Here is a 19,385-nt window from a genome sequence, read left to right as displayed (position 1 = left end):
TATCATAGTAAAATCTAGGAATTCAAAAGCAGCTAACCTACCATAATCCCCTTCATTTTCTCCCTATAAATGCAAAAGGAACCATCGCTATAATTCGCGTGATTCCTTCGGTGTTTCTTATTCAATTTTGCTTGCTTCTCCTGTAGAGTCGGCATCCGTTTTATGATGGGATTAATACCCTGCCAGCTGCCCCTTAGCAATTCAGGCGCGATTTTTCCTTGCTTGGTCATCTTCATTCTTTCTTTCTTAGCCTTGCTTATGGACATGATTGTTTCCTCCTGCTATTTGGTTTGGTCTGGCAAAACTCGCTTCGAGACGCGAGCGCTTTTCTGTTCCTATTATATGCCGAAATTATCTTTTCTGAAAGTCATTTTCTTTATGAAAAAATCGCCTTTGCTGCCTTGATTTAAAACACTGTACTAGCTGAATGAATATGTTGTTGTTCATACTGGCTTCGAAGCAATGAATATACAAAAAGGTCAGTAAATTTTCCCTTCTCGCATTCATACTCCCTCCGCTTCCCTTCATGGTTAAAACCAAGCTTAGACAACAACCGAATAGATGCTTCATTTGCAGGATCAACCTGAGCTTCAATTCGATTAATGCCCAGCCTGTCAAATCCAAATGCTAAAATCGGTGAAGCCGCTTCTGTCATGATGCCTTTTCCCCAGAAACAAGGAGCTAGATCATAGCCTATATCCACTCGGCTATTAGCCTCCAAATAGTTCATATAGCCGCAGCTTCCAATCATTTTACCGGAAAGCTTCTCCTCTATAACCCATCGTAAACCCATTCGCTGCCTAAAAATCTCCGAATGCCAATTCATTTCCTCCAACGCATCATCCTGTGTAATAAAGCGATCTAAAGGCGTATACTTTACGACCTCTTCACTCGCATATAGCTCAAAAATATCCTGAAGATCCCGCTCCTCGATATTACGCAAAATTAATCGTTTGGTCTCCATGCAAGGGAACGTTTGAAACGAATATGCTGACTTCATGCTTGTCACCTCCTTCAATCTATAAAGCTAATGAACCCCCATCGTTATATACACATACAATCGTGATTTTTATCAGAAAACAATCCCTTTCTAGTTTACCAGTATTTCGGAGCTGAGTATAACCATTACAATGCGCATATTCAAAATATACCCTCATAAACTTGTAAAATGAGTATCAGCCTTTCATTAACAAATACCTATTTCACTTTTGGCGGGAGGAATTATGATCGATGTCTAATCCAATCCTAAATCCTTTGGAGGAAGCTCGCTTCTTCACTCTAACGGACCCTAAGACGGATACACTGCTTTACCCATTACCTCCGAGTTGGTGGAGTCGACCGTATGAATATGAATGGTGCCGATCCCTCGTTTCACCCCAAGATGTCGTATTGGACGCAGCTTGCGGAATCTCACATCCATTGAAATTTTATTTGGGCGGCGTTTGTGCCGAGACCCATGCTTGTGACTTTGACACGCGAATCACTTCTTGGGATTTGATTCAGCACGAGATCATAGCTGATATCGGTGCAGATGCGCTTCAGACCATTGTTGACCATCAGGGTTGGTCAAAGGTTCGCTATGCGTATGCCAGCATTACCGACCTTCCGTATGAGGATAACAAATTTGATATCATTTTCTGTATTTCTGTATTAGAGCACTTAAAACATGTTGATCAGGACTTATGTCTAAAAGAGTTCGCAAGAACCGTAAAGCCCGGCGGAAAAATTGCACTTACCTTTGATTATCCAACCGTGGATTTAGAGCAGCTCAAACGTAGCGTTGAATCTGCTGAATTAGCTTTTGCAAATGATTTTGAAAATACGCTAGTGCCTGATGCCATTCACAGTGATATGTGGGGACCATTGTACTGCTTTCGGACGCTATTAACAAAGCCTGAAGTATCGCTTTAAGAAAGAAACTGAGCCTTAATCACGTGGTTTTTCCTATATAAAAAAGGGACAGCTGCATGATGAGCTGTCCCTTTTAACTAGGCTATTAAATTATGAAATTAAGATGCCTCATTATGCAAATATCTGAAGAAAGGCTTGTCCACCCAAAATTGTGTTGGCGTAACAATTACGTTAGGATCGATTGCTTTGAAGCCCGCCACTACTGCAGCAGAATTCTCATTCAGGGAGAAAGGATTGACTGTATAAGGGCTGTCTTTATCTGTAATATAGTTATTCGTAATAATTTCATAGTTATCTAATGCGGTATTGGAATAATACAGCGGCTGCCACCATGAACTGGCAATCAAACCTGTTTGATCTTCCGCATCTTTCTTTGCATACTTTGAAATTACATGATCAAATGCTGCTTTATCTTGTGGAGTCGCGAATTCAAACTCCAGATCATATTCCTTAGCATATTTAATATAATTGCCATTCGCAATTTGGATCACATTCGGACCTGGAGCGCCCCATTCAGCCAAATAAATAAATGCAGATGTTTTCGGCTCGAATTGTACCTTTGCATTAAGACCTTCACTGCGAAGCAAGCCGATCAGCTGAATAGCATGCTTGAAATCATCATGTCCATAAATCAGTGACAAGGAATCAATAAAGTTTGCATCAAAACGGGAGTCCTTCACGTTGTATCCTGTAATTAGATCCTGCTCCAAAGCGGTATTCACAACTTTTTTGAGGTTAGGAGCATCAATAATATCAGAAGTCTCGTATGCGTTGCTCAGCTTTGTATAAATATCATTATCGTTCACGTAACCGATATACTTCTTGTAAAGACCTTTTGTAACAAGCACTTTCCCTAGCAGTGTGTGGATAAGTTCGTCGCTTGCTGGGCTCTTTGGCTTGAAATTAGTGTACAGAGCAGTCGGCAACAAACCAGTATCTACTGCTGCGGCAACTTCTTGCGCACCTTTTGTGCCAAGCGCGCTGCTTTTTACGTTTAGCTTAGAAAGTACTTTATCTACTTTCGCTGTAGGATATGTATAGGCTAGCTCTTTCAGATCAGCTGCTCGCACAGCAATTGCAACAGCAACTGAAGTCGTAAGCACTTGCTCACCTTGTATAGCTGGACCTGTCAGAATGCCCTTCTCATACAATGCTGCAGCTGCATCATACAATGCATCGCCTTTCTTTACATCTGAGAAATCCACCGCTTCTCCAGAAGGTTTATAGTCAAGCACATCAGCTACCGCTTGAATGAATTGACCTTTTGTTACTGTACCTGAGAGCGTAACGTCAAACTTTTCTTTCAAAAATTGCTTATATTGCGCGGCTCCGTCCTCCTGCGAGGTATTCGCAGCAGTTGTTAGCGCATTCGTTACCGAAGCTGTAGATGCAACAGCAGGTGTTGACGCTGAAGCTGTCGTGCCGGCAAATACCAATGAGAAAGCTAAGAGAAATGTTGTTAGCAGTTTTGCATATGAAGCTTGTGATTTAATCATGAACATTACCTCCGTATGGTTTCCATAATTCCGATGTGTTTAATCGGATTATTTAATATTTTCCATAGTATAGCAATCTCAATCCTAGCGTGTCAATCATAATTATTTTCATAGCTTAGTAGATTCCAGCTAAACACGCAAAAAAGCCCCTCGCTAGCTTATTAAAGGGGCATTATTTGTTGTTTGGTTTTGTTCTTTGCTCTTGTTCTTTGCTCTCTTTACTTTTCACTTTACACTTTTGATTGTCATGTGCTTTTTGCTCGAAAAAACCTAAAACACCATCTCCCTGACCTATCCGCAGCTAGCTAGTATTTTTTTTTGAAACTAACCTAGTTCGATGCAGTGAAAAACATTGATTAGTTTCAGTAATTTAAATTAAATCGAAGTTCAAGAGGATTTCTCTAATCTAAATCCCTTTTAGTTTCAAAAGCTGAAACTATCGCGTATAAGACAAAGTAGAAAAACCCAGTAACATCAAATACTGAAACTATCTTGAAGATCGGAATACATCAGAATACATATTTCATACAACCTATTCAAATCAGCCTCATTTAAACCAAACCAAATCACTTTAAAACTAAATAAAACTCTCCCGATTCACTTAACTCACCAGACCATCCAAACTTTACAGACTCACCCAACTATCCATACTATCCAAACTTTTAGGTGCTCCCAAATCTCCAAACCATATGGACTTATCAGTCTCACTCAACTATCCATACCAGTTAAACTATACAGACTCGCCCAACTATCCTTACTATCCAAACTTTTAGGTGCTCCCAAATCTCCAAACCACGTGGACTTTCAGTCTTACTCAACTACTCATACCATTCAAACTTTACAGACTCACCTTACTATCCAGACTATCCAAATTTTACAGACTCAACCTACTATCCAAACTATCCAGTCTTTCAGGTACTCCCAAATCTCCAAACCACATGGACTTTTTAGTCTCACTCAGCTATCCATACTATTTAAACTTTACAGACTCGCCCAACAATCTAGACTACCCAAACTTTCATGTACTCCCAAATCTCTAAACCACATGGAATTTTCACTCTCACCTAACTCTCCAGATCATCCAAACCTCCCAGACTCTCCAGAGCCTCTTAAGTCAGAGTCTCCCACTTTGCCCACATTTCTTGCGGATTCAGCTCATATATATCGTTTTCCCTAAACATAATCTGGTGCATAATAAACTCTCTGCGTAAGGTAGCGAAATCATCATGGAAGCCTTTGATAAACGTATTGATTTCCTTTTCCGTATATTTCTGTCCCTTCGACAAGTGTGAGGCGATATGCTGAAGCGCAATTAGTTTTTTCTTATGCTGGGCAGGGATATGCTTGAGCTTCCCATCTCCTGTAAAAAAGTTTCTGATGACAGAAGCCTGCAAACGCTCGTGATTCTCATCCATGTTTTCTATTTCTCCTTCTGCGGCGGCATTCCGATAAATAAGCTGTTCGGCAGCGCTCGCGTTGTTTTTAATAAAATAGTGATTCAACGAAAAATAAATAGTGTTCTTTTCCCTGCGCTCATTGATTAAGCTTGCTTCCCTAAGTTTGGTCGCATGATGGGTAATTGTGGCTGGCGTAACAGCCAGCTTCTCAGCCAAAGCTTGACCATTCAGCTCACCGCCTGCCAACATGATCAGCATTTTGATTCTTGTCGCATCCGCCAATGCTTTGTGGTAAGCCACAACCTTTTCTAATTGCATCGAAACAACTCCTACTGGATCTTTGATTTACCGATGATCATTTTAAATGGATGAGTATTATTTTGATTTTACGACCATCAACAATTTTAACACTCATCTAATTAGATGCTTGATTAATTAGATATTAATCGAAGAAGTGTCAACTGTCAAACCTATTTATTTTGAACAAAAAAAAGCTCAAACAGTATTCCTGCTTGAGCTTTCCGAGAACTCCTTATCCTGTCTAACCCACACTTCCGAACAGCCCTTCTTGACCATAATCTATTTACTGATTCTCAGCATCCACGATGCTTTTTCCCCTTAATCCCTATACTGATTCTCATCATCCACAATGCCATCCTTTAATCCATATACTGATTCTCATCATCCGCAATGCCATTTCCCATTAATCCGTATACTGATTCTCATCATCCGCGATGCTTTGAATGTCTTCTGAGCTTATGCTTATGTACGTGTAACCCTCTGCCTGCTGCTTCTTCAACGCTTTTTCTTTAAAAAACTTCGGACTGCCCTCACCCGCATCTTCATCGTATACAAGCAGAATACCATCAGTCTTGCGAAATAAAAGTTCGTCCCGCGCCGTAAACTGCCATATGCCGTCATAAGGCTGATTGCTGACTGAGGCGTAATAATCGACACCCTTTAGCACCTCCGCATAAAATTCCTTCTTATCGTCCTTCCATTTTTCATCAGGATTCGCATACGCCGAAATAATAGAGAGCCTTAGCTGCGGATAGATTTCTTTTAAGGCAATCACAACCTCGCACGCCCATAAATCAACGCCATATTGCCCTGGGGTTATGACCCACTCCAGTCCATCCTCAATAAGTGGAACCAGCTTTCCAGCCAAAGCCTTCTTAATATAAATGATGCCCTCATGCTTCTGGTTAAAAATATTAAGCTCATGCGCACGGTAGCCGGTAACGAGTAAATTTTTCATTTATTCAACGCCTTTTCGGATAATTATGGTTTACATCTCTCCAGTGTATGCTATAGTATAAAAAATACAAAATTGAATATTGATCTATTTATTTCACTAGGGGAGCCAAACGGCTGAGACGAAGCGATTGCTTCGGACCCTTGGAACCTGATCTGGATTATACCAGCGGAGGGAAGTGGAGCAGAGGCTTTCAATCTTATACATACGCGCTGCGTTGTTTAATTTGGGACCCGCTCGTTTCCTTTTGGAAATGGGTGGGTCTTTATTTGTTTAGGGGTGTTGTCTATTTCTTCTATGGTTTCGCTTCACCAAGTAAGCTTTTCCTTCCCTTCAGCTTCTAAGTCGCCTCTCTTCAGCGACATTTCTTTGGAAGTACAGAAGGGAGAATTCGTCTCTATTATCGGAGCAAGCGGCTCGGGAAAAAGCACCCTGTTCAAGATGATAGCAGGTCTACTTGAGCCAATCAGCGGACAAATCCAGCTTTACGGAAAACCTACCGCGAAGCGGTTAGGGAAAGTAGCTTACATGCCGCAAAAGGATTTGCTGCTCCCTTGGAGGACTATTCTCGGCAATTGCTCCCTCCCACTGGAGCTAGCCAAGCAAAAGGGCAGCTCTCTTGCCGGCATTGCGCAAATACGTGAACAGCTAGAGCGCTTTGGTCTAGGCGATTATGCGGATGCTTACCCCGATGAACTGTCCGGCGGCATGAAGCAGCGTGCCGCTTTCCTGCGCACAATCGTAACGGGTCAAGAGCTCCTCCTCCTTGATGAACCATTCGGGGCGCTTGATGCTATGACCAAACGTGACATGCAGAGATGGCTGCTATCGCTTTGGGGTGAACTCAATAAAACCGTCCTCTTCATTACACATGATCTTGAAGAGGCTATTCTACTGAGTGATCGTATATATGTTCTTCCGAGTGACAGCAAACAGGCTTTACAGGAAATCAAGGTCAACCTGCCGAGGCCGAGACATTACGAAATGAATTTTGAGGCTGAATTGATCATGCTTCGGCAAGATTTGGAGAGAAGACTGCATGCGCAAACTGCCCTTTAGAAAATGGCTTGACGACTATGGTCTCTTCCTTCTTCTGTTTCTGTTCATCCTGATTTCTTGGGAAGGAATCGTGCGCCTAGGCTGGGTACCTGCCTTTATCATTCCCGCTCCCTCTGCTGCTGCTAATGCATTAATCCAGGATAGCCATCTATTACTGGGCAAACATTTAGTTGCTACATTGCGAGAAGTTGCGCTTGGCTTCCTGCTGTCTGTTAGCGTAGGCGTTGCTCTTGCTGTTGCCATGCATTCCTTCCGCACGCTCGAAAAAGCACTTTATCCCTTCATTGTCATCAGTCAAACCGTTCCGCTTATCGCCTTGTCGCCCATCTTCATCATGTGGTTTGGTTATACCATATGGAGCAAGGTCGCCGTTGTATTCCTGACTGCTTTCTTCCCAATTGTCGTCAGCACCTATGACGGGCTTCGCAAAACGGATAAGGAGTACAGCGAGCTGCTGCAGACGATGGGAGCGACGAACTGGGACATTTTTCGCAAAATAAAAATCCCGATGTGTCTGCCTTCTTTCTTCTCCGGCCTTAAGCTGTCCATCGTTTATTGCGTCGTTGGTGCGGCGATTGGCGAATGGCTGGGTGGTAATGAGGGGCTCGGGTATTACACTCGGCGCATGTCGAGTAATTTAAACACCGACTCCATGTTCGCAGCAGTCCTTGTATTGTCACTGCTAGGCATTCTTTTATTTGCAGCTATTATGCTTTTGGAGAACATTACATTGAAGAAAAGAGGAACAAAGAAATGATAGAAATAATTGTACATAAACATTTAAAATCCAAACGGGTGCTGTCCCTTATACTCGTCTGCATTATAGCGATCGTGATGAGCGGCTGCGGCGGCACGAACAATAGCGCCAATCAAGAACCGACAGCTTCTCCCGCTCCTGATACCGAGCAGCCGCTCCAAAAAGTTAGCATCATGCTGGATTGGTATCCCAACGCCGTTCATTCCTTCTTGTACGCGGCTCAGAAGAATGAATATTTTAAAAAGCAAGGCTTGGAAGTAGATATTCAGATGCCAGCTGATACGAATGATGCTTTGAAGCTTGTGGCTGCCGGCAAAGTCGATCTAGCACTAAGCTACCAGCCACAGGTATTAATGGCACGTGGAGAAGACATACCGGTTAAATCCATTGCAGCAATCGTTCGCCATCCGCTTAACCATTTGATGGTACCAGAAGGCGGCAGCGTTAAATCTCCTAAAGATCTGGTCGGCAAAAAAGTAGGCTTCTCATCCATCCCTCTATACGAAGCGATGATGCGTACAATGACAGCGCATGACGGCGGCGACTCCCAAAAGGTCGAGATGATTGATGTAGGCTTCTCCTTCATTCCTGCCATTTCAACCAATAAAGTAGATGCCATTATCGGCGGCTTTATCAATCATGAGCAATTGCTGCTTGCCAAGGAAGGACATCCGATGACGGCAATCAATCCTACCGACTTTGGTGTACCCGATTATTATGAGCTGGTACTCGTTGCTAGTGATCAAGGCTTGAAGGATAAACAGGACTTGTTCAAAAAGTTCATGGCTGCTGTTATCGAGGGTCAGCATTTCGTAGAGCAAAATTCAGAACAAGCGCTTGCGATATTGTTCCAGCATGAGGATCAAACCTCGCCGCTTGATCAAGAAATCGAAACGAAAAGCTTAGATATTCTCATCCCGCTGATGGATGCTGGGGATCAAGATTTCGGCTTTCAGGATGCTCTATCCTGGGACAAAGTGAGGGTATGGTTAGTCGATAATGAGCTGCTGCCCCCTAAAATTAAAGCTGAGGATGCATTTTTCAATCTGTAATTTTCACTCATTATGATGCGATAGAGGAGAGAATTCGATGAAGGTATACAAAGTTTTAACGATAGCCGGATCGGACAGCGGTGGCGGTGCAGGTATTCAAGCAGATTTGAAAACCTTTCAGGAATTAGGGGCATACGGTATGACCGTTATTACAGCCGTTACTGCACAAAACACGCTCGGCGTACAGGGTGTGTATCCGATGGACAGCTCTGCTATTAGCAAGCAGCTTGATTCCATTGGAGAGGATCTGACGCCGGATGCTGTAAAAACAGGAATGCTGTTTAGCAGCGAGATCATTCGTATTACAGCCGACAAATTCAAGCAATATAACTGGCGCAACCTTGTCATCGATCCGGTCATGGTCGCCAAAGGCGGCTCCTCTCTGCTCCAGCAGGAAGCCATTCAGTCGCTGGTTGAGCATTTAGTTCCGCTTGCGCTCGTCACAACGCCCAACATTCCTGAGGCAGAGCTGCTAACGAGAATGGCTATCCGCAGCATGAGCGATCGAGAAGAAGCAGCTAGACGCTTGATCGGGATGGGCTCACGTTACGTCGTTATAAAAGGCGGCCATGATACTGAAAGTGATCGAATTATTGATCTTGTATACGATGGAGACAGCTTCGTCTATATGGAGAGTAATCGAATTGATACTCGTCATACACATGGAACGGGCTGTACCTATTCCGCTGCGGTTGCTGCTGAACTGGCAATGGGCAAAACCGTTGCCGAAGCTGTTCAAACTGCCAAAAGCTTTATCCAAGCTGCCATAGAGGACCAGCTTGGATTAGGCTGCGGTCACGGACCCACAAACCACTTTGCTTATGGTCGAAGACTGCGGGGGCTATGCCCTATCACGAGCCAGTGAAGTGGGTTCATTCGAGAGCTGGGAGCTTCTCCAATATTTCTTTGATACGCTCTTATGTATGAGGGACTGCTGTACTTATTGACTACTTGGTTGCAACAGCTCATCCACCCGATTCATCTCAGGATGAGCAGGAGCAGTCGCTTCATCCTGATCCTCAGAAGTCTCCTCTAGGAATCGGTCCAAACATCATATTCAATGCTTGCTTCTTCAGCTAGCACTTTGTTCATCTTCGTTTGTTCTAGGGATAAAAAAAAGCCGCAGCTATGCTGCGGCTTCAAAGGAATATCTATTTTTGTCCTCTACTGCTTTATCCTCCCACTTGCTGTTCTTTATTCGCTTTTCGATTCGGAATGCGGTCAAAGATACGCGCACTATGCTTGGATAAAAATTTAATAGTTGGCTGATCAACATATCGATTCATGAGATGAGCCAACCCAAATATAACGATTAGTGAAACGAGTACGGTTATTATTAAATTGAGTCCATATGATAAATAAGGGGAAAACTTCAAGAACATAAAGCTGGAAAGCGTACAAATAACAGTGAAATGAACCAGATAGAGCGAGAATGAGATTTTACCTAAAAACGCGAACGGCTTGCTCGCAAAAAGTGCCTGCATCAAGCTGGAATTGAGTACAGCCGTCATAATGAAGAAAGCTCCTATTACGTGGTAGAAAATAAAAAATGAAAACGTTGGCTGGTTCCATACGAGTGGTTCATAAATCGTACCAACCCAGTTCACATACGGAAATGAGCCTACATACAATCCGACAACCATCAGTATCACATTAATCCACGGTCGCTTAATGAATTCTAATCGGTTCTTTTCACTGCTGTTGTGCAAATCGCTCAGCAGCAAGCCTAGAATGAAAGCCAAATAATACGAATCCAAATAATAATACATGAGTATGGGGTAAATGATAAACCGAATTTTGAATTTTCCCAGCAGCAGCAGGAATGCGAAAATTAAAAATGAACCAAAAAGCTCATATGTCATCGTCCACAACACCGGATTGAACTTAGAACCATACGTAAAAAAATTATGGTACAAGCCTTCTTTCAGCAGAGTCCACACGCTAGGCATAAAGGCGTAAGGGTCTTGCATGGACGATTTTGTTACTGCGCTAACTTCCCCAAACCAGCCCACGCCTACTAAAATGACTAGATAAGCTAGCAAAACTGAAGCAAATGCAGGAACGGCTAGTCGAAAATACCTTCTAGCCGCGCTCGAATATATGATTGCATTATCCTTGCTTCGAAAAAAACGATAGCTGAGAACATAGCCGCTTAAAACAAAAAATAGACAAACGGAAAAATTACCGTTAAATAGTAGATTGAATGGCGTTTGTGAAGCCGGTAATTCAAAAGAAAAATGAGAGATTTCTCCATTCCCTTCAAACACCGACGGCAAAAAAACTTGGAAAAAGTGAGCGAGTACAACGATAAATGCAGCCGCACCCCGTAATCCGTCTAAAAATATTAATTTTGATTTCATAACCATCCACCTATTCTATTAACCGACAATACCTGAACGCTCAATACTCTTCATAAAGTATCTTTGTACTTCCAGGTACATGATCACAATCGGTAAAATAACCAGCATACAGGCAGCCATAATTGTCGATTGATCAATATTGGAGGTTACTGTTCCACCTGTCGATTTGTTCATCGACTCCCCGAGCAGCGGCAGCATCATCGGCAGCGTAAATTTATCACGATCTACGAGCATTATAACAGGTTCGAAAAAATCATTCCAATGCCAGACCGTAGAAAGAATCGATACAACAAGCAATGGAGGTGTAACAACCGGAAGAACGATCCGGAAGAAGGTCTTGAATGCGCCACAGCCATCAACCCGAGCAGCATCCTCAAGCTCGACCGGCAGGCCGCGGAAAAATTGCCGGAATATAAAAATGAATAATGCCCCGCGCAATCCATGAGCAAAGAAACTAGGAACGATCATTGGAAGATACGTATTGATCCAGCCAAAAGCCTTATACTCTATGAACATTGGAATAATGATCGTTTGCGGTGGCACGATCATCGTAAACATGGCTAATCCAAACAATATTTCCCGGCCAGGAAATTTGAATCTAGCAAATCCATAACCGACAAAAGCACAGGAAGCAACTTGGCCGATTACAGATAAGATCGTGAGCAATGCTGTGTTTTTAAAGTATTGCAGGAAGTTAAGAAGTGAGTATGCCTCATAATACCCTCTAAAGTTGAAATTTTTTGGAACCCAGTGAACAGTGGGATCAACGAGATCGGTAACCGATTTGAAGGATGTTGTGATCATGAACAGAAATGGATATAAGAAAACAAATGATAATCCAATTAGAAATAAATAAATAAATAATCGGTAGAAACGAAAACCTAGTCCCTTTAATTTAAGAAGTACGGGGTTTGTATTTTTAACTGCCAACGCCTTAGGAACCGATTGCATACTTCTACCTCCCGTGCCTGCAGAGCAGGCTTATTCGTGAGTACATGCCAATCACATACCGGTATAGACTATTTTTTTGCGAGTTAGTGCAAAGATCAACACAATCAATATGAAGACGAACAAAAAGTAGATCCAGCCGAGCGCTGACGCATAACCCATTTCAATATTTGTAAATGCAGCATGCATAATATACTGCATGACCTGATTCCGGACATCTGTAAAGGAATCAACGAGCGTGAAAATTGCATTAAGCAGCAGAACTGGTGTCATAAGCGGGAAAGTAATTTTCCAGAACATCTCCCATGGAGTAGCTCCATCACACTTCGCTGACTCGTAAAGGGATTCGGAAATGCCTTGGAGACCAGCTAAAAACAGTAGAATCTGGATGCCTGTTTTCCAAAAAATAAGCGTCAATCGGCCCAAAATATCTCCGAGTGTTTCTACTATGTTTCCAGGCAAATATTGTGCGATAATCCCCGGGAGCTGAAGACCATTCGTTACCCCGGCATTAACGACAGTAGGATCAGCAGCTACCGTTTGCAGTGCGCCTACGCCTTGTCCAAGGAGCTGTTCCATAACAAAACCTGAACCGATGACGACGGGCAGGAAGAAAGCGCTGCGGAAAAACACCCTTCCGACTACCTCATGGTTGAGCAGGATGGCCATGAACAAAGCGAATACCAAAATTAAAGGTATTTCCATAAAGGCATCCTGAATGGCTTGATAGAAAAGCGGGATAAAGTTGATGTCTTTTAAAACAGCTCTTGAATAGTTTTCCCCTCCGGTATACTCCATCTCCATGCCTGATACGCTCAACATTTTGCGAAAGCTCATATAGAGCGACATGATCAAAGGATAGACGAGGAAAGCTAGAAATCCGATGAACCACGGAGAGATAAAGATATAACCGCTAATTACCTTTCTCTTCTCGAGTCCGAACTTCATGTATGATCCCCTCCTCCTATTTATTGACGATATAGTCTAGCGGTTGAACGAAAATCGTGTTTTCTGAATATGGAATCGAATTATAGTTCACGATTACTTTCGTTCCATCCTCATAGGTCGTTTCATAGACGCCTTGGCTGAGAATGCGATGTCCGGTCATCTGCAGCGGCCAGGTATGCCCGAGACTCTCGTTAATCTCCTTATATTGCTGAATTAATTGGGGAGACCATTGCTCAAAGGTAGAACTGAACAGTTCATCACTGTACCAGGTATAACGAAATTCCTCAGGTTTTGCATGGGTCAGCTCGTAATATGGCATGCTCCCGTATTCCAGCCATTTCAAAAATTGCTGACGGCCGTTATAATGGCTGTTGATCGGAATGTCGCCACTGTAGGGAATGTAGCCGTGAACGACCATCTGGAAAAATGGAACGGATTCATCCGAGTATACGAACCCGGTATCGTTCAACGGGATATCCGACAACCGATCTGCTTCGGCCAAAACATATAAATTTCCGCCATGTACGGCAGCTTTTCCGTTTTGTTCCCGCGATTTCTTAAGGATGTCTATCCATTTTTGTACAGTGCCTTCTCGGGTTAAAGGATGGTACTCATTATAATCCGCAAGCGCGATCTGACCTATTTCTTCAAAATCGATACCGGATGCACGATAGCTAGCTAGCGTACTGCCCTGTTTCCCATTGAACTTGGCTCTTGCTCTCTCTGCATTTAACAAATACCAGGAGCCATAATAATTTTGCAGAGCCAGCTTACTCGGTGATTTCATCACATCAAGATTTTTTCGTAACCCAAGATTACGATCGAAGGCGTCCACGATATTAAAATTCAAATACAAATCGATTTGATTATCCTTCGCATACTTCGTCAATTCGGTCAATTTCTTATTTCCGCCTAACGTACTGGAAACGCGGTAATGATCCGGAAAATCTCCCTCCCCATCCTTCATCCAGCCTCTAAGACTGATATTCAGGCTATCGACACCAGCAGTCTTTAGGTCCTGCAAAAATTGCTTCGTCTGATCAAAGGTGGTGATCTTGAGAAATTGCTTTCGAAGAACACTGTCTTCTTTGATCCCGGAGAACAAATCGATAGCTGCGGGTATTTCCTTCTGATTATCTGGGATTCGTTTTTGAAGCTTTCCGGTCTCAATCAAATAAGAGCGATAAACCTGGGCCATTTCCGAATAATTCGCACGGTCCGTCTCTAGAAAGACATAACGAAGCCGGTGATCGACAGGCATCATTTTTTGTTCTACACGCTGAGAGAATTCACCGCGCCTTATAGCAGCTTCATAGAAGCGGCGATAGAAAAACTCACCCGATACCCGATTCAAGTTCACCGTGTAACCGCTTGGATAGTAGTTAACTTTCGACTCGAATTCTCCCTCCGTGACATAGGCGACGAAACCATTTCCATTTTTTACAGACCCATAAACGGGAAGATAAGCATTTTCGGTAGGCTGTCCCGAAGATTTGAGAACATCCTCCGAGCCGTACACGATTTGTGAATATTTATCTTTATACTGTGGATGAGTCTCCTTGAAATAGGAGATCGCACCGCTGCCGTCGGGAAAGAAGATGTAGCCCTTATCCTGATCGGTACCCGAACCAAGGTTGGGAAGAATTTCAAGAGAAACCAGCAAATTAGATGTTGTTTCTTGGATGCTTGCTGCTGGAATATACACATCCAAATGGTCCTTTTCAATCGTATACTCAATCTCAAAGCTGATCCCGATTGTTTCGAAATCATAATGCACCCGAATGCCTTTATTGATTTGTTCTTTCGTTATTTTCGGTGGAAGCGTGATTGAATTCGTTACCAAAGAATCGTGAACCGGTCTAGAGTAATCTGCGTAAGTCATATTAAGCGGTGCCCTAACGCTGTTTTTGAGAAGCTGACTGCCTCCGAGAGCTTCATCCGTAATGCTTGCAGCAGACATCCAGGTGACATCATTCCTCTTGTCATTTACCGCAATGGAGGAAGTGACAGGCTCGAAATATAGAATAAGATCATTATTTTCCGAAACCTTCTCATAGCTTGCCAAACTGTTTAATTTGTCGATGATCTCTTTAGGTACAGGCACAGGCTCTGCAGCCTTTCCTGACCCGAGCACATTTCGTGGAATCTCGTAATTTTCCAATTGATAGATAGCAAATACGCATAATCCTAACACTAGGACCCAGGATGTGATCCGCAACGATCGTCGAAGCATCTGTTCGCCTCCTCCCTTAGAACCATCTAATATATAACTCAAGGAATAGTTCTTTTACGAAATCGAATACGTGATCAATCAAAACATAAAATAATACCCCTACAAGCAATAATCCCAATGAGGTTAGCAGCGAAATAACGATGACAGTAATGGTCTTTCCGACTGTATAGTCATTCATGACACTGATGAGAATAAAGGCAATTACAATTATCCAACCATACATGATTACAGAGATCATGTTATAAATCCCTAATTCGTCTCTTGTTAGAACGTTGCTCAACAGCGTTTGGGCCACTGTTCCGATAATATACGGAATCATCGCATACGAGCATGCTGCTAAGATCTGCTTCAACTTCGATTCGCCATCCATTATCGATGTAATCATCCATAACGAAATTACGAATATGAGAAAGGGTATGAGCAGCTGCGAGACTTCCAAATATAGATTAGCGAATTCGGGACGTGTCAAATTAAAGTGAAAGCTCGTAAAAAAGATCTGGAAAAACCTTGCCGCCAAAATGCCTAGAATGAGCAAAATAGATGGGATATACTTAGGTGCCGACTGAATACGCATGAATGCTTCCTGTGGAGCAAAAATCGTGAGCACCGCGTTATCTATGGCAGAACGAGAGCCTTCCGGTAATACAAGCACTCTTCGGCTGTAGCTCATTAATTTGACAACCGAATAGTATAACGCCATACCGATCGCACAAATGATCAGCACAATCCATCCAAATTGCGACCTCAGCAGCTCATGCCGGTACTCTCTAAAGGCATTAGAGTAATTCCCCATGTCTTCCCCTAAGCGAAACTCAGCCATAGCTTCTTTCCATTGTTCCTGTTTATACAGCGCTTTACCTATTCCCCGATGTGCCAGAACATAATTAGAATCGATTTCAACGACCTGTCTCCAAGGCACGAGTGCTTCTTCATACCGTCCATTGCTATACAGCTTGCTGCCGTTATGCACGAGTGTCGTGAATAGATTTGCCTTAAATACCTGTACCTGGCCTCTTGCCTGATCCAGAACATACAATAATCCTTCGGAGTCGTTCGCAACACTGACCGGTTCTTGGAAATATCCTGTCATGTCGCCGTTTCCACCGAATACGAGCAGATTGTTGCCCTCTTGGTCAAATTGATATACTTTACGATGATTGGAGTCTACTGTCGTAATGATTCCGTTTTTATCTACGGCTACATCTACAATGTTTGGCGAGGTAGTTACTCCACCTCTAAACCTGAGCTCACCATAAGATTTATCTACGGGATAAGTATTAATTCCTAATAAATTAAATCTTTTAACCTGATCAATAGATGTATTTTCGATCGCTGTGTATAGATAGCCTTCCTTAAGATCGATGGTCACGTTGCGATGATTGGGCGGAACTACTTTACCTAAAGCTTCCCGCTGCTCCTTTGTCGCAAACTTTCGTAAAATATAATCCTTTAGGTTAAATTTCAGCTTATTGGGAGCAATATAGCCTTGAAAATTGTTATTCCCATCGATGACCATTAGGCCGTGGTAATCATTCCCGCTTTGGACATACATATTGCCGCTGTGGTCAATTACAAGCTTCATAGGCATGTAAGGGAAATCTGGATCAATCAAATCCGATTCGGGTGCGACGAACTCCTCAATCATGACTCCGTCCGGAGAGAGATGGAGAATTCGATTATTTCCTGTATCGGCGATATAAATATCACCGTCTTCTTCTACGAATATCCCGCTAGGGTCCATGAGATTCAGCTTATCTTCCTTCGTGCCATAAACCTTCAGCACGATTCCAAATTTATCCATCTTGATGATCCGATTGTTACCCGTATCCGCAATATATACAAAGTCCTGTGAATCGATAAATAGGTCCTTCGGATTTTTGAACATGCCATGTTCATAATCTCCATTTAATGCGCGTTCTACGGAATAGCCAAGTGGAATGGAGATGTTATATCCATCCGGTGCAATGACATAGCCATCCGCTGGAACGGCAAATGCCGAAAGAGTTCCAATAAACATAGAAGCAATCAACATACATATGACGACCAACCCATGGCGCAAACTTCTCACCTTCTGTACCCCCCTTGTTTCTACGATTTGATGCCGGAGTGAGCCATCGTGTCCATGACCTGACGCTGCAGAATAATAAATAAAATGATGCTTGGCATAACAGTAACGAAAGCTCCTGCAGCCGCTGCACCCATCCTGCCGACAGTGCCATTGGACACGCCTAACATGGCTAGCGGGAGAGTTTTCATCGCTTCGCTTGTTGTATAGATAAGAGGGGTGGAAAAATCGTTCCAGTTGCCGATAAAGGAGAAAATGACGACTGTCATCCAAGCTGGCTTCACAAACGGCATCACGATTTTCCAGAACATAATCCATTCGTTGGCACCGTCTACTTTGGCGGCTTCTAACGTTTGATCAGGAATTTGATCCATAAACTGCTTAACGAGGAAAAAATTAAATGGAACAGCTAATTTGGGCAAAGTTAAGGCCCAGTAAGTGTTCAGAATTCCCATGTTGGATATAACGAAGTATGTTGGAATGGCTGTCACCTGCGGTGGAAACATGAGCGCGGATATGATGACCGCAAAGATAAAAGCCGTGCCAGGGAGCTTATACTTTGAAATGATAAACGCTCCCATAGAACTTATGACGACGCTGAAAAATACGATGGCGACGGTCGTTAACACACTGTTAAATAAATAGCGTGAGAAAGGAACGAGCGAAGAATCCGTAGCCATCAGCAAATCATTGAAATTTTTAAACGTTGGCTTCATGACTAAAAACCGCGGAGGATATAAAAACAATTCATCCAGCGGCTTAAACGCTGTGGAAATGACAAAGATGATAGGCGCGGATGTGAAAATGACTAGCAGAATCATTACGACATATAATGAAATTTTTTTGAATGTGATCCCTTTAAGCCACTTCCTATAAAACAAATAAGCTGTACGGCTCACTGGCTTGAAGACCATTTTGGCTGCAGTAATCATTCCAATCTCCTCCTTCCTTACTCATCTTTTGAAGAGAACATTCTCATGCTGATGCGACCAAGCGTAAAGGTCAGCAGAAACAGGACGACAGAAATGGCCGATGCATAGCCTAGTTCAAATCGGATAAAGGCGTAGTCGTACAAATGTGAGACGATGGTATGAGCTGCATAGTTCGGACTCGGCATGCCCGTTAAGACAACTGCAATATCAAAAACAGCAAATGAAGCTACAATAGACATGACCGCTCCGAACAAAAGCTGCGGTTTCATCATCGGCAGAGTGATCATCCACATTTCTTGAAATTTGTTGCGAATGCCGTCAATCGAACCCGCTTCATATAAATCTTGAGGTACATTGCGTAGGCCCGCCAGAAATACTAGAAATCCAGAACCCATACTCATCCAAAGCGAGACGAACATGACGACATATAACATATAGTCTGGATTAGCGAGCCAAATGATCGGGGTATCAATAATGCCGGAATCGATAAAAAACTTGTTAATTAATCCATAGCGATCACCCGAGAAAATATAAGTCCATACAACGCTTAGGGCGATCGAACTCGTAATGGAGGGAGCATAAAATGCGAGAGCAAAAGCATTGCTGAATCTCAGGTTACTTATAATCCAAGCAAAAAAGAATGATAGCAAGTAGCTTAAAGGTCCTGTTACGATTGCAAAGGAAAAGGTATTCTTAAGAGAAAGAAGAAAGATGTCGTCTTCTAGAAAGAGAATCTTGTAATTCGCCAAGCCGATCCATCTAGGCGGCTGGAGCATATTATAATAAGTAAAGCTGAGTACAAAGGAGGATAGGACCGGAATAATATAAAAGACAATAAATAAAAGGATAAATGGCGCGAGCATCAAATATTTGATTTTATTCGCTTTCAAATGTGCAAGCCAGGTCATTTTTTTCATTTTATAAGCTGGGGGATGGTTGGTTGCCACCATCGTTTGTCCTGCCACCCGAATC

The 19,385-nt window shown here is 42.9% G+C and carries 17 protein-coding genes and 1 riboswitch; of the genes, 5 read left to right on the top strand and 12 right to left on the bottom strand.

All coding sequences use genetic code 11. The features are described 5' to 3' along the window. Positions 1-32: 32 nt before the first annotated feature. Both AC0YOD_RS06405 and AC0YOD_RS06400 read right to left on the bottom strand, forming a co-directional pair. Positions 33-266 (bottom strand): hypothetical protein, encoded by a 234-nt coding sequence (locus AC0YOD_RS06405; RefSeq protein WP_475798451.1) that lies wholly within the window; start codon positions 264-266, stop codon positions 33-35. Between the two features lie 140 nt (positions 267-406). After that, positions 407-1,000, bottom strand: a complete 594-nt coding sequence (locus AC0YOD_RS06400) for a GNAT family N-acetyltransferase (protein WP_475798450.1) — start codon at positions 998-1,000, stop codon at positions 407-409. 230 nt (positions 1,001-1,230) lie between these two features. Here AC0YOD_RS06400 and AC0YOD_RS06395 point away from each other — a divergent pair, with 230 nt between their 5' ends. Then, entirely contained in the window at positions 1,231-1,911 is a 681-nt protein-coding gene (locus AC0YOD_RS06395) for a class I SAM-dependent methyltransferase (RefSeq protein WP_475798449.1), read from the top strand. A gap of 98 nt (positions 1,912-2,009) precedes the next feature. Here AC0YOD_RS06395 and AC0YOD_RS06390 read toward each other — a convergent pair whose 3' ends face one another. The 3 genes from AC0YOD_RS06390 to AC0YOD_RS06380 form a co-directional block, all read right to left on the bottom strand. Continuing rightward, complete coding sequence (locus AC0YOD_RS06390; protein WP_475798448.1) at positions 2,010-3,407, bottom strand: hypothetical protein; 1,398 nt, start codon at positions 3,405-3,407, stop codon at positions 2,010-2,012. A 1,109-nt stretch (positions 3,408-4,516) separates the two neighbouring features. Continuing rightward, complete coding sequence (locus AC0YOD_RS06385) at positions 4,517-5,122, bottom strand: DUF2087 domain-containing protein (RefSeq protein ID WP_475798447.1); 606 nt, start codon at positions 5,120-5,122, stop codon at positions 4,517-4,519. A gap of 385 nt (positions 5,123-5,507) precedes the next feature. Beyond that, a complete protein-coding gene (locus AC0YOD_RS06380; protein WP_475798446.1) occupies positions 5,508-6,062 on the bottom strand; it encodes an SLOG family protein in 555 nt (184 codons plus the stop codon). Between the two features lie 88 nt (positions 6,063-6,150). Then, a riboswitch (TPP riboswitch) is annotated at positions 6,151-6,253 on the top strand. Positions 6,254-6,341: 88 nt separating this feature from the next. On the opposite strand from AC0YOD_RS06380, the gene AC0YOD_RS06375 reads away from it, so the two are divergent. From AC0YOD_RS06375 to thiD, 4 genes are read left to right on the top strand one after another with little or no spacing between them, the layout of a single operon-like run. Then, the gene (locus AC0YOD_RS06375; protein WP_475798445.1) at positions 6,342-7,118 is read left to right on the top strand and encodes an ABC transporter ATP-binding protein; all 777 of its coding nucleotides are present in this window, start codon (positions 6,342-6,344) and stop codon (positions 7,116-7,118) included. Then, entirely contained in the window at positions 7,099-7,875 is a 777-nt protein-coding gene (locus AC0YOD_RS06370) for an ABC transporter permease (protein WP_475798444.1), read from the top strand. Before AC0YOD_RS06375 ends, AC0YOD_RS06370 begins: the two co-directional genes overlap by 20 nt. Further along, positions 7,872-8,927, top strand: coding sequence for an ABC transporter substrate-binding protein (locus AC0YOD_RS06365; protein WP_475798443.1), 1,056 nt, complete (start codon positions 7,872-7,874; stop codon positions 8,925-8,927). Before AC0YOD_RS06370 ends, AC0YOD_RS06365 begins: the two co-directional genes overlap by 4 nt. A gap of 37 nt (positions 8,928-8,964) precedes the next feature. Further along, a complete protein-coding gene (gene thiD / locus AC0YOD_RS06360; RefSeq protein WP_475798442.1) occupies positions 8,965-9,792 on the top strand; it encodes a bifunctional hydroxymethylpyrimidine kinase/phosphomethylpyrimidine kinase in 828 nt (275 codons plus the stop codon). 307 nt (positions 9,793-10,099) lie between these two features. Here the strand turns inward: thiD and AC0YOD_RS06355 are convergent, their stop codons facing one another. The 7 genes from AC0YOD_RS06355 to AC0YOD_RS06325 are packed head-to-tail and all read right to left on the bottom strand — an operon-like array spanning position 10,100 to position 19,378. Further along, positions 10,100-11,287 (bottom strand): acyltransferase family protein, encoded by a 1,188-nt coding sequence (locus tag AC0YOD_RS06355; RefSeq protein ID WP_475798441.1) that lies wholly within the window; start codon positions 11,285-11,287, stop codon positions 10,100-10,102. A gap of 18 nt (positions 11,288-11,305) precedes the next feature. Beyond that, a complete protein-coding gene (locus tag AC0YOD_RS06350) occupies positions 11,306-12,238 on the bottom strand; it encodes a carbohydrate ABC transporter permease (protein WP_475798440.1) in 933 nt (310 codons plus the stop codon). 51 nt (positions 12,239-12,289) lie between these two features. Beyond that, positions 12,290-13,183, bottom strand: coding sequence for a carbohydrate ABC transporter permease (locus AC0YOD_RS06345; protein WP_475798439.1), 894 nt, complete (start codon positions 13,181-13,183; stop codon positions 12,290-12,292). Between the two features lie 16 nt (positions 13,184-13,199). Further along, positions 13,200-15,416 (bottom strand): DUF5696 domain-containing protein, encoded by a 2,217-nt coding sequence (locus tag AC0YOD_RS06340; RefSeq protein WP_475798438.1) that lies wholly within the window; start codon positions 15,414-15,416, stop codon positions 13,200-13,202. A 16-nt stretch (positions 15,417-15,432) separates the two neighbouring features. Continuing rightward, positions 15,433-17,484, bottom strand: a complete 2,052-nt coding sequence (locus tag AC0YOD_RS06335) for a tetratricopeptide repeat protein (protein WP_475798437.1) — start codon at positions 17,482-17,484, stop codon at positions 15,433-15,435. A 20-nt stretch (positions 17,485-17,504) separates the two neighbouring features. Beyond that, positions 17,505-18,413: a carbohydrate ABC transporter permease gene (locus AC0YOD_RS06330; protein WP_475798436.1), complete on the bottom strand. Its 909-nt coding sequence runs from the start codon at positions 18,411-18,413 to the stop codon at positions 17,505-17,507. Positions 18,414-18,430: 17 nt separating this feature from the next. Then, positions 18,431-19,378, bottom strand: coding sequence for a carbohydrate ABC transporter permease (locus AC0YOD_RS06325; RefSeq protein WP_475798435.1), 948 nt, complete (start codon positions 19,376-19,378; stop codon positions 18,431-18,433). Between the last annotated feature and the right edge of the window lie 7 nt (positions 19,379-19,385).

The organism is Paenibacillus sp. J31P13 (genome assembly GCF_056269295.1).
Note: the sequence above shows the minus strand (reverse complement) of the source record. Positions and strands in the feature narration are given on the sequence as shown.